Genomic DNA, 19,506 nt, shown 5'->3' with positions numbered 1-19,506 from the left:
CTGAGACGATCCGGTCGAAGCACCTGAGACGATCCGGGTCATGTCGAGTCCAACCCGTGGAGCACCGGCTCCCACTCCCGCATCATCCGTGGGTGGTATGTCCCGATCTACGCGGGTAAATGGGCTGCGAGGCCCCTTTCGTACCAAAACTCCCGCGTCCGACCCCCGTTACCCGGCGTTCGGATAACGGAACCCTCCTGACAGCATCACGTTTGCGCATCCATTCACCGTCAGGTCTGGCAACAGATCGCCGAGGCGTTGAAGACTCCCGGTCCAGGGGGTTTATCCCCCGTGTACGACGGACTGATCACGCCGCTACAGCGGCAAGTGTGGGCCGGCTACCGCCGGTTGAGAGGGGTCCCTGCCACGATGACGGCACCATTGCACGAGCCGACGGCCGAAGCCGCCCCGAGCGCGGCCGAGGAGGCGGCGCTCGTAGCCGGCTCCGCCGAGGCGAAGGCGGTACAGGGTCGTTCCCTCGGCCGCATCGCCTGGGAGCGCCTGAAGCGGGACAAGCTCGCCCTGACGGGCGGCGTCATCGTTCTCGTGCTGATCGCGATCGCGCTGCTCGCTCCCGTGATCACGAACCTGGTCGGGCAGGACCCCGAGTCCCACCACGAGGACCTGATCGATCCGCTCTTCTCGACCCCCACCGGGTCCTTCGGTGGAATCAGCGGAGACCACCTTCTCGGCGTCGAACCGGTCAGCGGCCGCGACATCTTCGCCCGGATCGTCTACGGCGCCCGCATCTCGCTGCTAGTCGGCTTCCTTTCGGCCCTGGTGGCCGTGGTGCTCGGCACCGTGCTCGGCGTCCTCGCCGGCTACTTCGGCGGCTGGGTCGACGCCCTCGTCAGCCGCGTGATGGACGGCCTGCTGGCCTTCCCGCAGCTGCTCTTCATCATCGCGCTGGTCTCGGTCATGCCGAACGAGATGCTGGGCCTGACGGGTACGGGCGTGCGCCTGTTCGTCATGATCCTGGTGATCGGATTCTTCGGCTGGCCCTATGTGGGACGCGTGGTGCGCGGTCAGACGCTGTCCCTGCGTGAGCGCGAGTACGTGGAGGCCGCGCGCAGCCTCGGGGCCGGGCGGTTCTACATCCTGTTCAAGGAGCTGCTGCCCAACCTCGTCGCGCCCATCATCGTGTACACGACGATGATGATCCCGACCAACATCCTCACCGAGGCGGCGCTCAGCTTCCTGGGCGTGGGCGTCAAGCCGCCCACCGCCTCCTGGGGACAGATGCTCTCCTCCGCGATCGACTACTACGACTCGGACCCCATGTACATGGTGATCCCGGGTGTGGCGATCTTCATCACCGTGCTCTCCTTCAACCTCTTCGGCGACGGCGTACGCGATGCGCTCGACCCGAAGGGTTCCCGCTGAACTGCCGTACCCCCAGGGCCCCGTCATCTGTCGACGGGCCGCTACATATCGGAGGATCCGAGTGAGTACCCAACGCACCACAGGGCGGCGCAAGCAGGCCGCGGCCGCCGCAGCCGTGGTCGCTGCGCTGCTGTCCACGGCGGCGTGCGGCGGCGGCGGCAACGACGACGACGGCGGCTCGAAGAACGGCGCGGCCGGCTTCAACGCAGCCAACAACAAGGTCGCGCAGGCCTCCCTCGCCAAGAAGGGCGGCGAGCTGAAGTTCGCGGGCGCCCAGGACGCCGACTCGTGGGACACCACGCGCGGCTACTACGGCTTCGCCTGGAACTTCATGCGGTACTACAGCCGCACGCTGGTGACCGGCAAGGCGGAGCCCGGAGCCAAGGGCGCCGAGGTCACCCCGGACCTCGCCACCAGCACGGCGAAGATCTCCGACGACGGCAAGACCTACACGTACACGCTGCGTGACGGGGTCACCTGGGAGGATGGCAAGCCCATCACCTCCAAGGACGTCAAGTACGGCATCGAGCGCGTCTGGGCGCAGGACGTCCTGTCCGGCGGTCCGGTCTACCTGAAGGACGTCCTCGACCCCAAGGGCGAGTACCCGGGCCCGTACAAGGACAAGTCCAAGGACAAGCTCGGTCTGAAGGCGATCGAGACGCCGGACGACAAGACCGTCATCTTCAAGCTGCCCGAGGCCAACTCGGACTTCGAGGACATCCTCGGCCTGGCTTCGGCGTCCCCGGTCCGTCAGGACAAGGACACCAAGTCGAAGTACGGCCTGAAGCCCTTCTCCTCCGGCCCGTACAAGTTCCAGTCGTACACGCCGAACAAGAAGCTGGTCCTGGTCCGCAACGAGAACTGGAAGCAGTCCTCGGACCCGATCCGCAAGGCGTACCCGGACAAGATCTCGCTGACGCTGTTCACCAACGCCAATGACATGGACCAGCGTCTGATCAACGGCGACTACGACCTGGACATCGGCCAGACCGGTCTGTCCCCGCAGGGCCGCACCACCGCCCTGAAGCAGCACAAGGGCAACCTGGACAACCCGGTCTCCGGCTACATCCGCTACGCGGTCTTCCCGCAGAGCGTCAAGCCGTTCGACAACGTGCACTGCCGCAAGGCCGTGATCTACGGCGCCGACCACGAGTCGCTGCAGACCGCTCGCGGTGGCCCGGTCGCCGGTGGCGACATCGGCACCAACATGCTGCCGCCGTCCGTCCCCGGTTCCGAGGGCCAGAAGTACGACCCGTACGAGTCGGCCACGACGAACAAGAACGGCAACGTCGCCAAGGCCAAGGAAGAGCTCAAGCTCTGCGGTCAGCCGAACGGCTTCAAGACCACCATCGCGGTCCGTAACAACAAGCCGGTCGAGGTCGCCACCGCCGAGTCCCTCCAGGCCTCGCTGAAGAAGGTCGGCATCACCGTCGACATCGACCAGTTCGACGGTGCCCAGACCACCGGCATCATCGGTAGCCCCGAGAACGTGAAGAAGAAGGGCTACGGCATCATCATCATGGGCTGGGGTCCGGACTTCCCGACCGTCCAGGGCTACGGCATGCCGCTGTGGGACAGCAAGTACATCCTCGAGAGCGGCAACAACAACTTCGCCCTGATCAAGGACAAGTCGATCGACGGTCTCTTCGACGACTACGTCAAGGAGCTCGACGAGGCGAAGAAGGTCGAGATCTCCACGGAGATCAACCACAAGGTGTCGGAGGGCGCGTACTACCTGCCCTTCGTCTTCGAGAAGTTCATCAACTGGCGCTCCAGCCGTCTCGCGAACGTCTACACGACCGACAACTACAGCGGTCAGTACGACTTCGTGAACCTCGGCCTGAAGAAGTAACACCGACCGGCGCACCCGCCATACGGCACGAAAGGCAGGTGAAGGCCGGCGCGGCGTGACCCGCGGGCCACCGGAAGACCTCCGGTGGCCCGCGGCACCGCCGCCGGGCCGAGAGCAGTGCTCGCATACCTCATCAGGCGGCTCTTCGCCGCCGCAGTGATGCTGGTGGTCATCATTCTGGTGGTCTTCGGCATCTTCTTCCTCGTCCCCCGCTGGGCGGGCGTGGACCCGGCCACGATGTTCGTGGGCAAGCAGGCCGACCCCGCGGCGATCGAGGCCGTGCGGCAGAAGCTCGGTCTGGCCGACCCGATCTTCGCCCAGGTCTGGGAGTTCTTCAAAGGCCTCTTCGTCGGGCGCACCTACGCGGCCGGCGGCGACGTCACGAACTGCGCGGCCCCCTGCTTCGGCTACTCCTTCCGCAACGAGCAGGCCATCTGGCCGGTGCTCACCGACCGCTTCCCAGTGACCCTGGCTCTCGCGCTCGGTGCCGCCATCCTGTGGCTGATCTTCGGTGTCGCGGCGGGCGTGCTCTCCGCGCTCAAGCGCGGTTCCCTCTGGGACCGCGGCGCGATGATCGTCGCCCTCGGCGGCGTCTCGCTCCCCATCTACTTCACCGGCCTGCTGTCGCTCGCGATCTTCAGCTACGGACTGGGCTGGATCGACGCCCAGTACGTGCCCATCGAGGAGAGCTTCACCGGCTGGTTCGGCGGCATGATCCTGCCCTGGGTCACGCTGGCCTTCCTCTACGCGGCGATGTACGCCCGGATCACCAGAGCCACCATGCTGGAGGTCCTGGGCGAGGACTACATCCGCACGGCCCGAGCCAAGGGCCTGCGCGAACCCGTCGTCATCGGCAAGCACGCGATGCGTTCCACCATGACGCCGATCCTCACCATGCTCGGCATGGACCTCGGCGCCCTGATCGGCGGCGCGATCCTCACCGAGACCACGTTCAGCCTTCCCGGCCTCGGGCAGGCGGTTCTCAAGGCGATCAGCGACAAGGACCTGCCCGTCATCCTGGGCGTCACGCTGATCACCTCGCTCGCGGTGATCATCGCGAACCTCCTGGTGGACCTGCTGTACGCCGTGATCGACCCCCGCGTGAGGCTCTCATGACCGAACTCAGCAAGAGTGGAGCCGCGGTGGGCGAGCCCGTCAAGGACTCGCCCGCCCCCTCCGCCTTCCTCGAAGTCCGCGACCTGAAGGTGCACTTCCCGACCGACGACGGCCTGGTCAAGTCCGTCGACGGGCTCAGCTTCACGCTGGAGAAGGGCAAGACCCTCGGCATCGTGGGCGAGTCGGGCTCCGGCAAGTCGGTGACCTCGCTCGGCATCATGGGCCTGCACACCGCGGGCCAGTACGGCAAGCGCAAGGCGCAGATCTCCGGTGAGATCTGGCTCGACGGCACGGAACTGCTCTCCGCCGACCCGGACTACGTGCGCAAGCTGCGTGGCCGCGAGATGGCGATGATCTTCCAGGACCCGCTGTCGGCGCTGCACCCGTACTACACGATCGGCCAGCAGATCGTGGAGGCCTACCGGATCCACCACAAGGTCGACAAGAAGGTGGCGCGCAGGCGCGCCGTCGAGATGCTCGACCGGGTCGGCATCCCCCAGCCGGACAAGCGGGTCGACAGCTATCCGCACGAGTTCTCCGGCGGTATGCGCCAGCGCGCGATGATCGCGATGTCGCTGGTCAACAACCCCGAGCTGCTGATCGCGGACGAGCCGACGACCGCCCTGGACGTGACCGTCCAGGCGCAGATCCTCGACCTCATCCGGGACCTGCAGCAGGAGTTCGGCTCCGCGGTCATCATCATCACCCACGACCTGGGCGTCGTCGCCGAGCTCTCCGACGACATCCTGGTGATGTACGGCGGCCGCTGCATCGAGCGGGGCCCGGCCGAGAAGGTCTTCTACGAGCCCAGGCACCCGTACACCTGGGGCCTGCTCGGCTCCATGCCGCGCCTGGACCGTGAGCAGACCGAGCGGCTGATCCCGGTCAAGGGCTCCCCGCCCTCGCTGATCAACATCCCGTCGGGCTGCGCCTTCAACCCGCGCTGCTCGTACGCGGACGTCCCCAAGGACAACGTCACCCGCACGGTCCGCCCCGAGCTGACCGAGGTCGGCAGCCAGCACTGGGCCGCCTGCCACATGACGCAGGAGCAGCGGGAACGGATCTGGACCGAAGAGATTGCGCCGAAGCTGTGAGTGACAAAGCAGAGGACAAACCCGTGGTCATCCCCGCGCAGAGCGACGGCGTGGCGACCCTCACCAAGGACGCCGCCCCCGGCGAGACGCTCCTGAAGGTGACCGGCCTGCAGAAGCACTTCCCGATCCGCAAGGGCCTGCTCCAGCGGCAGGTCGGCGCGGTGCGGGCGGTCGACGGCATCGACTTCGAGGTCAGGTCCGGCGAGACGCTCGGTGTCGTGGGCGAGTCGGGCTGCGGCAAGTCGACGATGGGCCGGCTGATCACGCGGCTGCTCGAACCGACGGCCGGCAAGGTCGAGTTCGAGGGCAAGGACATCACGCACCTCAGCGTCGCCGGCATGCGGCCGATGCGCCGTGACGTCCAGATGATCTTCCAGGACCCGTACTCGTCGCTGAACCCGCGCCACACCATCGGCACGATCATCAGCGCCCCCTTCAAGCTCCAGGGCGTCATGCCCGAGGGCGGCATCAAGAAGGAGGTCCAGCGGCTGCTGTCGGTGGTCGGTCTCAACCCCGAGCATTACAACCGCTACCCGCACGAGTTCTCCGGCGGCCAGCGCCAGCGCATCGGCATCGCCCGCGCGCTCGCGCTCAACCCGAAGATGGTCGTGGCGGACGAGCCGGTCTCCGCGCTCGACGTGTCGATCCAGGCGCAGGTGGTGAACCTGCTGGACGACCTCCAGCAGGAGCTGGGCCTCACGTACGTGATCATCGCGCACGACCTGTCCGTCGTACGCCATGTCTCGGACCGTATCGCCGTGATGTACCTCGGCAAGATCGTCGAGCTGGCCGACCGCGAGTCGCTGTACAAGGCGCCGATGCACCCGTACACCAAGGCGCTGATGTCGGCCGTGCCGATCCCGGACCCCCGGCGCAAGTCGGCCAAGAGCGAGCGCATCCTGCTCAAGGGCGATGTGCCCTCGCCGATCTCGCCGCCGAGCGGGTGCCGCTTCCACACGCGGTGCTGGAAGGCCACGCAGATCTGCACGACCACCGAGCCGCCGCTCCTGGAGCTGAAGCCCGGTCAGCAGGTGGCCTGCCACCACCCGGAGAACTTCGAGGACCAGGCCCCGCAGGACACCGTGCTGCTGACCGCCGCGAAGGAGGCGGCGGAGCTGGTGGCCGACGAGGTGCTCGCGGAGTCGGCGGAGACGTCGGCGGCGGTCGCGGCCGAGGTGGCGGCCGCCACGGAGACGCCGGTCACCAAGGAATCCCCGGCGGTTTCCAAGGAGGCTCCGGCTTCCGAGGAGGCCCCGGCGAAGGACGCTGTTCCCGAGGCCGCCCCGGAGGCCGCCGAAGCCTCCGAGGGTGACACTCCCGCCAAGGAGAAGTAAGTATCACCGAGCCCCTGCCTTGCAATGGAAGGCAGGGGCTCTGTGCTGGGCGAGAATGTTCGGGTGATTCAGGAACTCTTCACCCCGTCCGTCCAGCACACACTCGACCTGGTCGGCATCTTCGTCTTCGCGATCTCCGGTGCCCTGCTGGCCGTCCGCAAGAACTTCGACGTCTTCGGCATCGCCGTCCTCGCCGAGGTCACCGCGCTGGGCGGCGGGCTGTTCCGCGACCTGATCATCGGAGCCGTGCCGCCCGCGGCCTTCACGGATCTGGGCTACTTCCTCACCCCGCTGCTCGCCGCCCTGCTGGTCTTCTTCCTCCACCCCGAGGTGGAGCGGATCCAGCTCGGGGTGAACATCTTCGACGCCGCCGGACTCGGCCTCTTCTGCGTCGCGGGCACGACGAAGGCGTACGAGTACGGGCTCGGCCTCACCGCCTCGGCCACCCTCGGACTCGCGACCGCGGTCGGCGGCGGTGTGCTGCGGGACGTCCTCGCCAACGAGGTCCCCTCGCTGCTGCGCTGGGACCGCGACCTCTACGCCGTGCCCGCCATCGTCGGCAGCGCGATGGTCGCCCTGTGCATCCGCCACGACGCCCTGAACACCTTCACCTCCGCGCTCGCCGTCGTCACGGCCTTCACGCTGCGACTGCTCGCGATGCGGTACCACTGGCGCGCGCCCCGGGCGTGGCACCGGCGCTCGACGGCGGTCGAGGTGCCGGAGTGAGGCCGAGGTGTCGGAGCGGCCCGGAGTGAGCCGGACCACGGGGTGTTTCACGTGATCGAAACAAGAAAAGCTACTGCTTAGTAATTACTTGTTGTACCGTTCAGGCATGTCAGAAGCAGCTTCCGTGCACGCGGTACGGGCCAGGATCGGCGACAGCGAGTTCGACCGCGACACCGCGGTCACCCGTCGCGCGCCCGGCGTCTACGACATCGACCTGTCCGCCGGATGGACGATCATCAGCGCCGTCAACGGCGGATACCTGCTCGCGGTCCTCGGCCGCGCGCTCGCCGACGCCCTGCCGCACGCCGACCCGTTCACGATCTCCGCGCACTACCTCACCGCGTCCCAGCCGGGCCCGGCGGTCGTCCGCACCGACGTCGTACGCACCGGCCGGACCCTCTCCACCGGCCAGGCGTCCCTGTTCCAGTACGACGACCAGGGCCGCGAGGTCGAGCGGATCCGCGTGCTCGCCTCGTACGGGGACCTCGACGGCCTGCCCGACGACGTCCGTACGACGGCCCGGCCGCCCGCGATTCCGCCCATGGACCAGTGCTTCGGACCCGAGGACGGACCCGCCCCCGTCTCCGGCAGCTCCGCGATCGCCGACCGGCTGATGCTCAAGCTCGACCCCGCCACCCTGGGCTGGGCCCTCGGATCGCCGTCCGGCAAGGGCGAGATGCGCTCCTGGTTCGGCCTCGCCGACGGCCGTGACCCGGACCCCCTCTCGCTGCTCCTCGCGGTGGACGCGCTGCCGCCGACCGCCTTCGAACTCGGCCTCTCCGGCTGGGTGCCGACCGTCGAACTGACCGTGCACGTGCGCTGCCGTCCGGCTCCGGGCCCGCTCCGCGTCTCCATCACCACCCGCAACCTCGCCGGCGGCTTCCTGGAGGAGGACGCCGAGGTGTGGGACAGCGCGGACCGGCTGGTCGCGCAGTCACGTCAGCTGGCGAGGGTGCGGCTCGGCTGAGAGCGCCCCAAAGGGGCGCGAGGCTGTGACATTTGCGGCTCCGCCGCGGGGCGCGCCCAGCCACAACGCACCCGCAGACGAACACCGCACCCATCGGAGCGACTTCGTAGGCTGAGGGCGTGAAGTCCGACCGGCTGCTGTCGATCCTCCTGCTGCTGCAGACCCGCGGCCGGGTGCCGGCGCGGGAACTCGCCGAGCGGCTGGAGGTGTCGGTGCGGACGATCTACCGGGACGTCGAGGCGCTGTCGGCCTCCGGTGTCCCGGTCTACGCCGAGCGCGGACGGCACGGCGGGATCGAGCTGCTCGCCGGATTCCGTACGGACGTCACGGGGCTGACCGTCGACGAGTCGCGCGCCCTGTTCGTCCTGGCCGCCCAGGGAGCGCACGCGGCGCTCGGTCTGGACGCGGCCCACGGCTCCGCGCTGCGCAAGGTGATGGCCGCGCTGCCGGAGCCGTACCAGCCCGCCGCAGAGGTGACCAGCCGCCGCATCCTCGTCGACGCCACCCGCTGGAAGGGCGGCCCACAGGGCCTGGCCGACCTCGCGGCGCTCCAGGACGCGGTGTTCGCCGACCGCAGGCTGCGGCTGCGCTACCGGCACGGCGGCGACACCGAGCCACGTACCTGCACCGTGGACCCGTACGGACTCGTCGCCAAGGCGGGCGTCTGGTACCTCGTCGCCGACCGGCGCGGCAGGCCGCGGCTCTTCCGCGCCGACCGGGTGCGCTCCGCCCGCCCCACGGACGCGCCGGTGCGGCGTCGGCCCGGCGTCGAACTCGCCGACGTCTGGGAGGTGTTGCGACGCCGGGTCGAGGAACGGCCGGGCGGGATCGACGTGACGGTACGGGTGCGGCGCGACCGCTTCGACCTGTTCCTGCGCCTGCCCGGCGGCGCGCTCACCGAGCCGCCCGAGGACGACGGGGCGAGCCCGTGGGTCACCGCGCGGCTCGGGTACGGAGTCGTGGGCGAGGCACGGCCGTTGCTCGCCTTCGGCGACCGGCTGGAGGTCCTCTCGCCGCCCGAGGTGCGCGAGGAACTGGCCCGGGCGGCGGCTTCTGTCACGGACCTGTACCAGGAGCCGCCCTCACGGGGTGATTGAGCCGGTCTGTGCCGGAGCCACAGGCTGGGCACAGCGTGAACCCAATCGAGGCACATGGGCGGTTGGTTGCATGCAGCTCTCAGAAACCGCTCAGAATCCGGGAGTTGTCCTCATGAAGCGTGTACGCCATGTCCCCGCCGTCGCCCTGTTGGTGCTGTCCCCGCTGCTCCTGACGGCGTGTGGATCCGGCTCGGACGACTCCTCGTCCTCGGGCAACGGCAACGGCACCTCGGGGCAGCAGAGTTGCCAGGCGCCCTCGGGTGCGCCGAGCGGGGCTCCGTCGGGTGCGCCGAGTGGGGCGCCGTCCGGGGCGCCTTCAGGAGCACCCTCGGGCGCGCCGTCCGGTGAGGCCACGGCCAAGGCCCCGTCGGGCGCGCCCTCCGGGATGCCGTCGGGGGCGGCCAGTGGCGGCCCCGGCCAGGGCGGCGGTCCCGGCGGCGGGCAGGGCGGCGGCCCGGGCGGAGGCTGTGGGACCGGTGGCCAGCAGGGGCAGGGGCAGGGGCAGCAGGCCCAGGGCTGATCCACTCGCGGCCGGTGGTGAAGGGCGCGAAGGGCGCGAAGGGCGCGTACGAGGCTGTCGTACGCGCCCTTCGCGCGTGCGAGCCGAGTCGTGTCGCGGGGTGTCAGCCCAGCCAGTGGCGGCGGCCGATGCTGATCAGCCGCATCCGGCGGGTGGCCACCCGGGCCACCTGGTCCTGTTCCTCGGGGGCCGCCTCCAGGAACGTACTGGCGGTCATCAGCATCTGGTCGACGTACAGGCCGGCGAGCATCAGCAGGTCGTCGTCGCTCCAGCCGGCGGACTCGGGCTGCTTGGCCAGTTCGGCCTTCACCTCGTCGGTGAACCGGGCCATCTGCTCCGCGATCGAGGACCGGACCTTCTGTACGCCGCCGTTGCGTTCGCGGGCGATGAACCGGATGTGCGCGGGATGCTCCCGCACATGACGGGCGATCAGGGCGACGGCACGGTCTATGCGTGCGTCGCTGTCGCCGGACGCCGAAACCGTACCGGCGATCATCGGGTGCAGGCTGCCCAACGCCTCCTCGACCAGGGCGACTCCGAGATCCGCGGTCGAGTGGAAGTGCCGGTAGAAGGCGGTCGGGGCGACGCCGACGGCGCGGGTGACCTCGCGCAGACCCAGACTGCTGAGGCTCTGCTCCTCCAGCAGGCTCAACGCGGCGTCCAGGAACGCCTGTCGGGTCTTCTGCTTCTGGGCCTGCCGGATGCCGAGGGTGTGACTCATGCCATGTAGTTAACAAGTGTTCTCTGGAATGGGAAAGTCGAACAGCGCGCTAGACTGTGGAGTCAGTGAACAACTGTAACCACAAGCGTTCACCGAGTTGTCGGGTCCCGGAAACATCCGGGGGCATCCGGACCGTACGGAGCTGTGCGGAGCGGACACGGCGGCTCGCCGGACTTCCACGAGAGGCATCTCATGCTGTTCCTCGTCGCAGCGCTCCTGCTGCTGGGCCTCATGCTCGGCACCGTGGCCCACGCCCCGCTGTCCTTCACCCTCGTCGCCGCCGCCGTCATCGGCGTGTGGCTGGCCGTCTTCGCGGTCCGCGAGCGCCACGGCCGGCGCCGCGGGACGTCGGGCTGAACGCCCGAACTCCTCAACCGCCCACACTCGTCCGACTGTTCGACCGCCTGTTGGGAGCAGACACATGGAACTCACCACCGCCGCCCCGCGGCGCCGGAGCACCGTCCGTGACGCCGACGGCATGGCCGTCGCGTCGTTCATCCTCGGCCTCGTCGGCCTGCTGGCCCTGAACATCTTCCTCGGCCCCGTCTCCATCGCCCTCGCCTCGGCAGCCCTCTACCGCGGCACCACCCGCCGCGGCCGCGCCTTCCTCGGCCTCGGCCTGGGAATAGCCGACCTCCTGGTCCTACTGGCCTTCATGTCGGCCGACAGCACGCTGTCGTGGAGCTTCTGAGGCGGACGCCGGCCCCGGGGGTGCCCCTCGCTGCAGGGGGGCGCGACCGACGACCGCTGCTACTGCTGTGGGCAGGCGTTCCGCGGGGCGGAACGGGTGGGCACAGCCCTTGGCGCCGGGTGCCTGGTAAGAGGGGCTGAGCAACAGCGCCGGTGGGCGCACCCCGGCTTGGGCCCAGCAAACCCCCCGCCCGACAGGCCCACCAGACAGCGGGCCCTAGAATCGGGCCTACCATGGCATACCTCGACCACGCCGCGACGACCCCGATGCTCCCGGAGGCGGTCGAGGCAATGACCGCGCAGTTCTCCGTCACCGGCAACGCATCCTCCCTGCACGCCGCCGGCCGCCGCGCCCGCCGCACGGTCGAGGAAGGCCGCGAAACCCTCGCGGACGCCCTGGGCGCCCGCCCGAGCGAGGTGGTCTTCACCTCCGGCGGCACCGAGGCCGACAACCTCGCCGTGAAGGGCCTGTACTGGTCCCGCCGCGACGCCGACCCGGCCCGCACCCGGGTCCTCGCGAGCCCCGTGGAGCACCACGCGGTCCTCGACGCGGTCCACTGGCTCGGTGAGCACGAGGGCGCCACGGTCGAGTACCTCCCCGTCGACCGGTACGGCCGCGTCCACCCCGACGCCCTCCGCGAGGCGATCGCGCGCAACCCCGACGACGTCGCCCTCGCGACCGTCATGTGGGCGAACAACGAGATCGGCACGGTCATGCCGGTCCGCGAACTGGCCGACGTGGCAGGGGAGTTCGACGTCCCGCTGCACGCCGACGCCGTCCAGGCCTTCGGCCAGGTGCCCGTCGACTTCGGCGCCTCGGGCCTCGCCGCGATGACCGTCTCGGGCCACAAGATCGGCGGACCGTACGGAATCGGAGCGCTGCTGCTGGGCCGTGAGTACAGCCCCGTACCGGTCCTGCACGGCGGGGGCCAGGAGCGGCACGTACGCTCCGGCACCCTGGACGTGCCCGCCGTCGCCGCGTTCGCCGTGGCGGGCCGGACCGCCGCCGAGCAGCGCGAGTGGTTCGTCCGCGAGATCGGCGGGCTGCGCGACGACCTGGTCGACGCCGTCCGCCAGGCCGTGCCGGACGCGATCCTCGGCGGGGACCCGGCGAGCGGGGGCCGGCTGCCGGCCAACGCCCACTTCACGTTCCCCGGCTGCGAGGGCGACTCGCTGCTCCTGCTCCTCGACGCGCAGGGCATCGAGTGCTCCACGGGCTCCGCGTGCACGGCGGGCGTGGCCCAGCCGAGCCACGTACTCCTCGCCACGGGCACCGACCCCGACCTCGCCCGCGGCACGCTCCGCTTCTCCCTCGGCCACACCTCGACGGAGACGGACGTCGAGGCGGTCGCGAAGGCGATCGGACCGGCGGTGGAGAGGGCCCGGACGGCGGGGCTGAGCTGAACGCTCCGCTGGAGGGGCGTCCGCCTACGCGCCGCGCGTGGACGGCTCCGCCGACGGGGAGGCCGACCGCTCGGCCGCCTCGCGCACCAGGGGTATGTATCTCTTCCAGTCCCAGTGCGGGCCCGGGTCCGTGTGGTCCGTGCCCGGTACCTCGACGTGGCCGATGATGTGCTCCCGGTCGACCGGGATGTCGTACCGGGCGCAGATACGGGCCGTCAGACGGGCCGAGGCCTCGTACATCGCGTCCGTGAAGTCCTTCGGGCGGTCCACGAAACCCTCGTGCTCGATGCCGACGCTCCGCTCGTTGAAATCGCGGTTGCCCGCGTGGAAGGCGACGTCCAGCTCGCGGATCATCTGCGTGACGCGGCCGTCCTGGCGGACGATGTAGTGCGTGGCGGCGCCGTGCGCGGGGTTCTGGAAGACCTTCACCGCGCTCTCGTAACTGCCCTGTGTGACATGGATGATCACGCGGTCTATGCCGAAGTCGTCGGGCCGGTCGGCCATCCGCCAGTTCGACGAGGACGCCGCCACCCAGCGCGCGCCCCGGAAGTCGACCGCACCCTCCTCGCGCGGCTTCTCCACACTCGGCAGCCGCCACCACATGCGTCTCAGATCGTCCTGGGCCAGCACGGCGGTGCCCACGGCGGCCACGGCCCCGCCGATGAGCAGCGCACGGCGCCCGATGTGCCGGTCCGTGTCCTTCGCCGTGTCCCCACCCTGATCGTGCATGTCTAGTCGAACGGATACTCGTGGGCTCCGGTTCCCACGGACCCGTACCCTTGAAGGGTTATGACTGAGACCTCGCAGCGCCCCCTTCGCGTACTGGCCGCCATGTCCGGTGGTGTGGACTCCGCCGTCGCCGCCGCCCGTGCCGCGGAAGCAGGGCATGACGTGACCGGTGTCCACCTCGCCCTCTCGGCGAACCCGCAATCGTTCCGCACGGGCGCGCGTGGCTGTTGCACCATCGAGGATTCGCGCGACGCCCGCCGCGCCGCGGACGTCATCGGCATCCCGTTCTACGTGTGGGACCTCGCCGAGCGCTTCCGCGAGGACGTGGTCGAGGACTTCGTCGCGGAGTACGAGGCCGGTCGCACCCCGAACCCCTGTCTGCGCTGCAACGAGAAGATCAAGTTCGCGGCCCTGCTCGACAAGGCCCTGGCCCTCGGCTTCGACGCGGTCTGCACGGGCCACTACGCCAAGGTGATCGTGAACGACGACGGCACGCGCGAGCTGCACCGCGCCTCGGACATGGCCAAGGACCAGTCGTACGTCCTCGGTGTGCTGGACGACCGTCAGCTCGCGCACGCGCTCTTCCCGCTCGGCGACACGCTCACCACGAAGGACGAGATCCGCGCGGAGGCCGAGCAGCGGGGCCTCGCCGTCGCCAAGAAGCCGGACTCGCACGACATCTGCTTCATCGCCGACGGCGACACCCAGGGCTTCCTCGCGAACCGTCTCGGCAAGGCGGAGGGCGACATCGTCGACGAGTCAGGCACGGTCCTCGGCAGCCACGAGGGCGCGTTCGGTTTCACGATCGGCCAGCGCAAGGGCCTGCGCATCGGCACCCCGGCCCCCGACGGCAAGCCGCGGTACGTCCTGGACATCTCGCCCGTGGACAACACCGTGACGGTCGGCCCGGCGGCCGCCCTGGACGTCTCCGCCCTGACGGCCGTCAAGCCCCGCTGGTGCGGTGCCGCTCCGGCCGGCCCGGGCACGTACACCGCCCAGCTCCGCGCCCACGGCGGCGAGACGACGGTCACCGCCGAACTCGTCGACGGCGAGCTCCAGGTGCGCTTCACCGAGCCCGTCCGCGGCGTCGCCCCCGGCCAGGCGATCGTCCTTTACGACGACACCCGCGTGGTGGGCTCGGCGACGATCGCGACGACCACGCGCGCGGCGACCGCACTGGCCTGAGACGGCCCGGCACCGGCCGACACCGCCCCCTTGCACGGCGGTACGGCTACAACCCGCTGTACGACGGCTGTGCAGCGGTTGTACGGCTACGCGGCGAAGAACTCCGCCAGCGCCGGTGCCAGGACCCCGGGGTCCACCATGTGGGTCTGGCCGTCCAGCACGCGGTACGTCCCGTCCGGTGCCGCCTCCGCGGTGGCCCGGGCGGACTCGCGCATCCACTCGGGGCTCGCGCCGCCCGCCAGGGCCAGCACAGGCACGGGGACGGAGGCGAGGCGCTTGCGGGGTACCAGTCCGTCGCCCATCACGGCGTTGTCGTACGCGAGGGTCGGGGCGACCGCCTCCAGGGCCGGCCACACCGCGGAGTGCCGCATGCCCCTGATGACCTCGGGGGGCGCCCCGGTCAGGGCGATGAACAGCTCCACCGCGTCTCCGCGCCTGCCCTGCGCCAGCAGTCGGGTGAGGCGCTCGGTGTACTCCGCGCGCTGTTTTTCGCCCCCTTCGTAGAGGGCGAACGGCGGTTCGTAGACGGCCACTTTGCCGACCGGCAGCCCGCTCGCCGCCGCCTCCAGGACCAGCGCGGCGCCCGACGACATGCCGTACAGGGCCGCGCTGCCGTCGCCCGTGGCCTCGATGAGAGCCGCGATGTCCTCGACTTCCCGGGCCACCGCGAAGGGCTGCGTGTCACCGCTCTCGCCGCGGCCCCTGCGGTCGTACACGACCGCGCTGAACCGGTCCGACAGGAGCGAGGCCAGGGGCGCGTCGGAAGCGCCCGTGGCCATGGCCCCGGTCACGAGGACGACCGCCGGGCCTTCACCACTGACTTCGTACGCGATGGGCGTGCCGTCGCGCGAGATCGTCTTCTTCTCCATGCCTGTGAGGACTGCCGGGCGGCCCGGAACTCATCGGTCAGACGGCTTCTACTTCGTAGAAGCACAGGTGGTCCTTGATCTCGGCGACCTCTGGCTTGGGGTCGGGGTAGCTCCAGACGAGGTCGGGAGCGTCCGGCAGCGACCAGTAGGACGCGTCACCCTTGAAGGGGCAGTGGGTGCGGGTCTCCGACGGGGTCAGCAGATCGAGGCGTACGTCCTCCGCGGGGAGGTAGTAGCGCACGGGCAGGCCCGTCTCGCGTAGCAGCAGTGGGCGTGTGCTCTCGGCGAGCACCTGTCCGCCGTGCACCACACGGACGTGCTCGGTGCCCTGCTCGATGGTGATGCGGTGGCCTTGGGTCACGGCTTTTCGGCCTCCTCGGGTAGCGGTCTCGTCCTCTACAGCGCAGGCTGCTGTCGTGTTCTTCCCCGGCTTTCCGGCCACTTTTCTCACCTTCTGCTGTCCTGTTCCGTCCGTTTCTTCCGTTCCTTTCCTGGCTGCTCTCCGGCGGAGGTCCTCATGGGAGCCACGCGCCTGACCCGCAACCGCAAGACCCTGGCCCACCAGGTGCGATACGCCCTGCGGTACCCCGAGAAGGTCCCCGCGCACGCGCGCAGGGCCACGCGTGACGCCTGGCTGCGGCTGCGGTACGGCCATGACCACATCGCGTACTACCGGGCCGTGATGGCCTCGGACACCGCGCGCGGCGCCGAGTCGGCGGTGGGGCACAACCCGTCACGCGACCGGTGGACCCAGATCGGCCGGATGCAGTTCGACTACCTGACGGGGCACGGGCTGAAGCCGGAGCACCGGATGCTGGAGATCGGCTGCGGGAACCTGCGCGCCGGGCGGCTGTTCATCGACTACCTGGAGAGCGGCCACTACTACGGGATCGACATCTCGCCGGACATCCTCATCGCGGCCCAGGACACCCTCGTACGGGAGGGTCTGCAGGACCGGCTGCCGCATCTGACGCTCACCGACGACCTGACGTTCGCGTTCCTGCCGGACGCGCACTTCGACGTGGTGCACGCGCACAGCGTGTTCTCGCACTCGCCGCCGCACGTCATCGAGGAGTGCTTCGCGCACGTCGGCCGGATCCTCGCGCCCGGCGGCTTCTTCGACTTCACCTTCGACCGGACCGAGGGCAGGGAACACCAGGTCCTCCGCGAGGACTTCTACTACCGCACGGAGACCCTCGTCGCACTGGCCGCGACCCACGGCCTGTCGGCCCGCTTCATGGACGACTGGGAGGCCCTGCCGCACCGTCAGTCGAGGATGCGGGTGACGGCGATGTCGGATCCGGCCCGTGATCCGGGACCGGGCCCGTGACGTGGGAACCGGCTCGTGATGTCAGTGCCGGGTCGTAGCGTGGAGCCATGAATATCTGCGTCTTCCTCTCGGCCGCCGACCTCGACGAGCGCTACACCCGCCCCGCCCGCGAGTTCGCCGAGCTGCTAGGCAAGGGCGGGCACACTCTGGTGTGGGGCGGTTCGGACGTCGGGCTCATGAAGGTCGTCGCCGACGGTGTGCAGGAGGCCGGAGGACGGCTGCTGGGCGTCTCCGTGGAGTTCCTGGCGGCCAAGGCGCGCACGGGCGCCGACGAGATGGTCATCGCGGGCGACCTCGCCGAGCGTAAGGCGCTGCTCCTGGAGAAGGCCGACGCCGTCGTGATCATGGTCGGCGGCACGGGCACGCTCGACGAGGCGACGGAGATCCTGGAGCTGAAGAAGCACGGGCACACCGACAAGCCGGTCGTGCTGCTCAACACCGCGGGCTTCTACGACGGCCTGAAGGAGCAGTTCCGCCGTATGGAGGACGAGGGCTTCCTGCCGCTGCCTCTCACGGAGCTCGTGTTCTTCGCCGAGGAGCCCGTCGGTGCGCTGGCCTACCTGGAGGAGAGCCAGGGCACGCAGTGAGCAGCCAGGGCGTACAGCGAGCCCGGGGGCAGCGGCTGTAGGGCCCGGCGGGGGAGGGACACGCGCGTGCGAGCATGGCGGGCATGCCTACTCATCTGATCACCGGGGCCGGTTCCGGCATCGGCGCGGCCGTCGCCCGCCGCCTCCACGCGCGCGGGGACGAACTCGTCCTGCACGCGCGCGACGCGGGCCGCGCGAAGGAGCTGGCCGCCGAGTTCCCCGGGGCCCGGACCCTCGTCGGCGACCTCGCGGACCCGGACCGGCTCTCCTGGGCGTTCTCGCACCAGACGCTGCCCGACCGGATCGACTCGCTGATGCACATCGCGGGTGTCGTCGACCTCGGCCCGGTCGGCGAGCTGACCCCCAAGACATGGCGTCACCAGCTCGATGTGAACCTGATCGCGCCCGCCGAGCTGACCCGCCACTTCCTGCCCCAACTCCGCGTCACCCAGGGGCATGTGATCTTCGTCAACTCCGGCGCCGGACTCAGTGCCTCCGCCGGCTGGTCGGCGTACGCCGCCTCCAAGCACGGCCTGAAGGCCCTCGCCGACTCCCTGCGCAACGAGGAGCACGCGAACGGCGTCCGCGTCACGACCGTCTATCCCGGCCGCACCGCGAGCCCCATGCAGGCCAAGGTCCACCAGCAGGAGGGCAAGGAGTACGACGCCTCGAAGTGGATCGACCCCGAGTCCGTCGCGACGAGCATCCTCATGGCCCTCGACCTGCCCAGGGACGCGGAGATCAACGACCTGACGGTACGCCCCGGCCGCTGACGGGGAGTCGAATCCGGACCCGCGCCTGAGCCCGGACCCGAGCCCGGACACGGACTGTGGCGTCCCGTCCCGCGGGCATTCCGTAGGCTGCCCGGGTGAGCGAAAACAGCGAGTTCAGGCCCGGCCCCGCGACCGGTGTCGGGTCGATGCCGGGCGGGGACGCCCGGGAGGCCGCCAAGACCGTGGCCGGGACCTTCGAGGGCCCCGAGACGGGCATGCCGTTCCTGGCGGAACTGCCCGCGCGGGGCCCCGGCGCCGACATGATCGGGCGGACCGCCGGGATGCTCGCCGAGCTGTACGCGCGCGTGGAGCCCAGTGGCTGGCGGCTCGGGGACCGGCCGGGGCGGGACACCAAGCGGGCCAGGTCCTGGCTCGGCGAGGACCTCGACGCCCTGGAGGAGTTCACCCAGGGCTACCAGGGTCCGCTGAAGGTCCAGGCGGTGGGTCCCTGGACGCTCGCCGCCGCGCTGGAGCTGCGCAACGGCGAGGTGGCGCTCTCCGACCCCGGCGCCTGCCGCGACCTCGCCGGATCGCTCGCCGAGGGACTGCGCGAACACCTCGCCGAGGTACGCCGTCGCGTGCCCGGCGCCGATGTCGTCCTGCAGCTCGACGAGCCGTCCCTCTTCGCCGTACTGAGCGGTCGGGTGAGGTCCGCGAGCGGCTACCGCACCCACCGGGCCGTCGACCGGCAACTCGTCGAGGCAACGCTGCGGGACGTCGTCGGAGTGCAGGCCGGCGGTCCGGTCGTCGTGCACTCGTGCGCCCCCGACGTCCCGTTCGCGCTGCTGCGCAGAGCCGGAGCGACCGCCGTCTCCTTCGACTTCACTCTCCTCACCGAGCGTGACGACGACACGATCGGGGAAGCGGTGGAAGGGGGGACCAAGCTCTTCGCCGGTGTCGTCCCCGGGACGGATGCCGCATTGTCAGACCCTGCCGGTAGCGTCATGGGTGTCAGGACGCTGTGGCGCAGGCTGGGGCTGAATCCGGGGCTTCTCACGGACGCGGTCACCCTCACCCCGTCGTGCGGACTCGCGGGCGCCTCCCCCGAGTACGCGCGCCGGGCACTCGCCCACTGCGCCCGGGCGGCGAGATCCCTCGCGGACAACCCAGAGTAACGGGAGGACGACAC

The 19,506-nt window shown here is 70.1% G+C and carries 21 protein-coding genes; 17 read left to right on the top strand and 4 right to left on the bottom strand.

Annotated elements, in window-relative coordinates:
- The first annotated feature begins 369 nt into the window (after window positions 1-369).
- The 9 genes from ACZ5VQ_RS34740 to ACZ5VQ_RS34700 all read left to right on the top strand — a co-directional run bounded on the left by ACZ5VQ_RS34740 (window position 370) and on the right by ACZ5VQ_RS34700 (window position 10,089).
- Entirely contained in the window at window positions 370-1,383 is a 1,014-nt protein-coding gene (locus ACZ5VQ_RS34740) for an ABC transporter permease (RefSeq protein WP_200395751.1), read from the top strand.
- 61 nt (window positions 1,384-1,444) lie between these two features.
- A complete protein-coding gene (locus ACZ5VQ_RS34735; protein ID WP_469108411.1) occupies window positions 1,445-3,235 on the top strand; it encodes an ABC transporter substrate-binding protein in 1,791 nt (596 codons plus the stop codon).
- A gap of 117 nt (window positions 3,236-3,352) precedes the next feature.
- Window positions 3,353-4,351, top strand: coding sequence for an ABC transporter permease (locus ACZ5VQ_RS34730; protein ID WP_200401494.1), 999 nt, complete (start codon window positions 3,353-3,355; stop codon window positions 4,349-4,351).
- Window positions 4,348-5,445, top strand: a complete 1,098-nt coding sequence (locus ACZ5VQ_RS34725; RefSeq protein WP_398896443.1) for an ABC transporter ATP-binding protein — start codon at window positions 4,348-4,350, stop codon at window positions 5,443-5,445. Before ACZ5VQ_RS34730 ends, ACZ5VQ_RS34725 begins: the two co-directional genes overlap by 4 nt.
- 23 nt (window positions 5,446-5,468) lie before the next feature.
- Window positions 5,469-6,779 carry an ABC transporter ATP-binding protein gene (locus ACZ5VQ_RS34720; RefSeq protein WP_469108454.1) on the top strand — a complete coding sequence of 437 codons (1,311 nt, stop codon included), beginning with the start codon at window positions 5,469-5,471 and terminating at the stop codon, window positions 6,777-6,779.
- A 24-nt stretch (window positions 6,780-6,803) separates the two neighbouring features.
- Window positions 6,804-7,505, top strand: coding sequence for a trimeric intracellular cation channel family protein (locus tag ACZ5VQ_RS34715; protein ID WP_469108410.1), 702 nt, complete (start codon window positions 6,804-6,806; stop codon window positions 7,503-7,505).
- Between the two features lie 106 nt (window positions 7,506-7,611).
- On the top strand, window positions 7,612-8,472 hold the full coding sequence (locus tag ACZ5VQ_RS34710) for a thioesterase family protein (RefSeq protein ID WP_469108409.1): 861 nt from the start codon (window positions 7,612-7,614) through the stop codon (window positions 8,470-8,472).
- 119 nt (window positions 8,473-8,591) lie between these two features.
- Window positions 8,592-9,569, top strand: a complete 978-nt coding sequence (locus ACZ5VQ_RS34705; protein ID WP_469108408.1) for a helix-turn-helix transcriptional regulator — start codon at window positions 8,592-8,594, stop codon at window positions 9,567-9,569.
- A 112-nt stretch (window positions 9,570-9,681) separates the two neighbouring features.
- On the top strand, window positions 9,682-10,089 hold the full coding sequence (locus tag ACZ5VQ_RS34700) for a hypothetical protein (protein ID WP_469108407.1): 408 nt from the start codon (window positions 9,682-9,684) through the stop codon (window positions 10,087-10,089).
- 103 nt (window positions 10,090-10,192) lie between these two features.
- Here ACZ5VQ_RS34700 and ACZ5VQ_RS34695 read toward each other — a convergent pair whose 3' ends face one another.
- Complete coding sequence (locus ACZ5VQ_RS34695) at window positions 10,193-10,810, bottom strand: TetR family transcriptional regulator (RefSeq protein WP_469108406.1); 618 nt, start codon at window positions 10,808-10,810, stop codon at window positions 10,193-10,195.
- A 144-nt stretch (window positions 10,811-10,954) separates the two neighbouring features.
- On the opposite strand from ACZ5VQ_RS34695, the gene ACZ5VQ_RS34690 reads away from it, so the two are divergent.
- The 3 genes from ACZ5VQ_RS34690 (at window position 10,955) to ACZ5VQ_RS34680 (ending at window position 12,904) form a co-directional block, all read left to right on the top strand.
- Window positions 10,955-11,167: a hypothetical protein gene (locus ACZ5VQ_RS34690; RefSeq protein ID WP_469108457.1), complete on the top strand. Its 213-nt coding sequence runs from the start codon at window positions 10,955-10,957 to the stop codon at window positions 11,165-11,167.
- A gap of 64 nt (window positions 11,168-11,231) precedes the next feature.
- Complete coding sequence (locus tag ACZ5VQ_RS34685; protein ID WP_469108405.1) at window positions 11,232-11,501, top strand: DUF4190 domain-containing protein; 270 nt, start codon at window positions 11,232-11,234, stop codon at window positions 11,499-11,501.
- A gap of 233 nt (window positions 11,502-11,734) precedes the next feature.
- Complete coding sequence (locus ACZ5VQ_RS34680) at window positions 11,735-12,904, top strand: cysteine desulfurase family protein (RefSeq protein ID WP_469108404.1); 1,170 nt, start codon at window positions 11,735-11,737, stop codon at window positions 12,902-12,904.
- Between the two features lie 24 nt (window positions 12,905-12,928).
- Here ACZ5VQ_RS34680 and ACZ5VQ_RS34675 read toward each other — a convergent pair whose 3' ends face one another.
- Window positions 12,929-13,633, bottom strand: coding sequence for an N-acetylmuramoyl-L-alanine amidase (locus ACZ5VQ_RS34675; RefSeq protein WP_469108403.1), 705 nt, complete (start codon window positions 13,631-13,633; stop codon window positions 12,929-12,931).
- A 60-nt stretch (window positions 13,634-13,693) separates the two neighbouring features.
- On the opposite strand from ACZ5VQ_RS34675, the gene mnmA reads away from it, so the two are divergent.
- Entirely contained in the window at window positions 13,694-14,818 is a 1,125-nt protein-coding gene (mnmA, locus tag ACZ5VQ_RS34670) for a tRNA 2-thiouridine(34) synthase MnmA (RefSeq protein WP_469108402.1), read from the top strand.
- 86 nt (window positions 14,819-14,904) lie between these two features.
- On the opposite strand, the gene ACZ5VQ_RS34665 is transcribed toward mnmA, so the two are convergent.
- Window positions 14,905-15,687 carry an alpha/beta fold hydrolase gene (locus ACZ5VQ_RS34665; RefSeq protein WP_469108401.1) on the bottom strand — a complete coding sequence of 261 codons (783 nt, stop codon included), beginning with the start codon at window positions 15,685-15,687 and terminating at the stop codon, window positions 14,905-14,907.
- 37 nt (window positions 15,688-15,724) lie between these two features.
- A complete protein-coding gene (locus ACZ5VQ_RS34660; protein WP_142940575.1) occupies window positions 15,725-16,048 on the bottom strand; it encodes a DUF427 domain-containing protein in 324 nt (107 codons plus the stop codon).
- Window positions 16,049-16,204: 156 nt separating this feature from the next.
- Here ACZ5VQ_RS34660 and ACZ5VQ_RS34655 point away from each other — a divergent pair, with 156 nt between their 5' ends.
- The 4 genes from ACZ5VQ_RS34655 (at window position 16,205) to ACZ5VQ_RS34640 (ending at window position 19,492) form a co-directional block, all read left to right on the top strand.
- Window positions 16,205-17,017: a class I SAM-dependent DNA methyltransferase gene (locus tag ACZ5VQ_RS34655; protein ID WP_469108400.1), complete on the top strand. Its 813-nt coding sequence runs from the start codon at window positions 16,205-16,207 to the stop codon at window positions 17,015-17,017.
- Between the two features lie 47 nt (window positions 17,018-17,064).
- Window positions 17,065-17,604, top strand: a complete 540-nt coding sequence (locus ACZ5VQ_RS34650) for an LOG family protein (protein ID WP_469108399.1) — start codon at window positions 17,065-17,067, stop codon at window positions 17,602-17,604.
- Window positions 17,605-17,678: 74 nt separating this feature from the next.
- Window positions 17,679-18,377 (top strand): SDR family oxidoreductase, encoded by a 699-nt coding sequence (locus tag ACZ5VQ_RS34645; protein ID WP_306937755.1) that lies wholly within the window; start codon window positions 17,679-17,681, stop codon window positions 18,375-18,377.
- Between the two features lie 95 nt (window positions 18,378-18,472).
- Window positions 18,473-19,492 (top strand): methionine synthase, encoded by a 1,020-nt coding sequence (locus tag ACZ5VQ_RS34640; protein ID WP_469108398.1) that lies wholly within the window; start codon window positions 18,473-18,475, stop codon window positions 19,490-19,492.
- Window positions 19,493-19,506: the final 14 nt, after the last annotated feature.

The sequence above is a fragment of the Streptomyces sp. NPDC033178 genome (genome assembly GCF_055577685.1).
The sequence above is the reverse complement of the archived record's forward strand: the minus strand, read 5'-3'. Positions and strand labels throughout refer to the sequence as shown.

Bases quoted from the DNA above. Each gene is read 5' to 3' on its own strand.
- ACZ5VQ_RS34740 (WP_200395751.1), top strand. From the start codon at position 370: ATGACGGCACCATTGCACGAGCCGACGGCCGAAGCCGCCCCGAGCGCG.
- ACZ5VQ_RS34725 (WP_398896443.1), top strand. From the start codon at position 4,348: ATGACCGAACTCAGCAAGAGTGGAGCCGCGGTGGGCGAGCCCGTCAAG.
- ACZ5VQ_RS34715 (WP_469108410.1), top strand. From the start codon at position 6,804: ATGGAAGGCAGGGGCTCTGTGCTGGGCGAGAATGTTCGGGTGATTCAG.
- ACZ5VQ_RS34710 (WP_469108409.1), top strand. From the start codon at position 7,612: ATGTCAGAAGCAGCTTCCGTGCACGCGGTACGGGCCAGGATCGGCGAC.
- ACZ5VQ_RS34700 (WP_469108407.1), top strand. From the start codon at position 9,682: ATGAAGCGTGTACGCCATGTCCCCGCCGTCGCCCTGTTGGTGCTGTCC.
- ACZ5VQ_RS34695 (WP_469108406.1), bottom strand. From the start codon at position 10,810: ATGAGTCACACCCTCGGCATCCGGCAGGCCCAGAAGCAGAAGACCCGA.
- ACZ5VQ_RS34685 (WP_469108405.1), top strand. From the start codon at position 11,232: ATGGAACTCACCACCGCCGCCCCGCGGCGCCGGAGCACCGTCCGTGAC.
- ACZ5VQ_RS34680 (WP_469108404.1), top strand. From the start codon at position 11,735: ATGGCATACCTCGACCACGCCGCGACGACCCCGATGCTCCCGGAGGCG.
- ACZ5VQ_RS34675 (WP_469108403.1), bottom strand. From the start codon at position 13,633: ATGCACGATCAGGGTGGGGACACGGCGAAGGACACGGACCGGCACATC.
- mnmA (WP_469108402.1), top strand. From the start codon at position 13,694: ATGACTGAGACCTCGCAGCGCCCCCTTCGCGTACTGGCCGCCATGTCC.
- ACZ5VQ_RS34665 (WP_469108401.1), bottom strand. From the start codon at position 15,687: ATGGAGAAGAAGACGATCTCGCGCGACGGCACGCCCATCGCGTACGAA.
- ACZ5VQ_RS34655 (WP_469108400.1), top strand. From the start codon at position 16,205: ATGGGAGCCACGCGCCTGACCCGCAACCGCAAGACCCTGGCCCACCAG.
- ACZ5VQ_RS34650 (WP_469108399.1), top strand. From the start codon at position 17,065: ATGAATATCTGCGTCTTCCTCTCGGCCGCCGACCTCGACGAGCGCTAC.
- ACZ5VQ_RS34645 (WP_306937755.1), top strand. From the start codon at position 17,679: ATGGCGGGCATGCCTACTCATCTGATCACCGGGGCCGGTTCCGGCATC.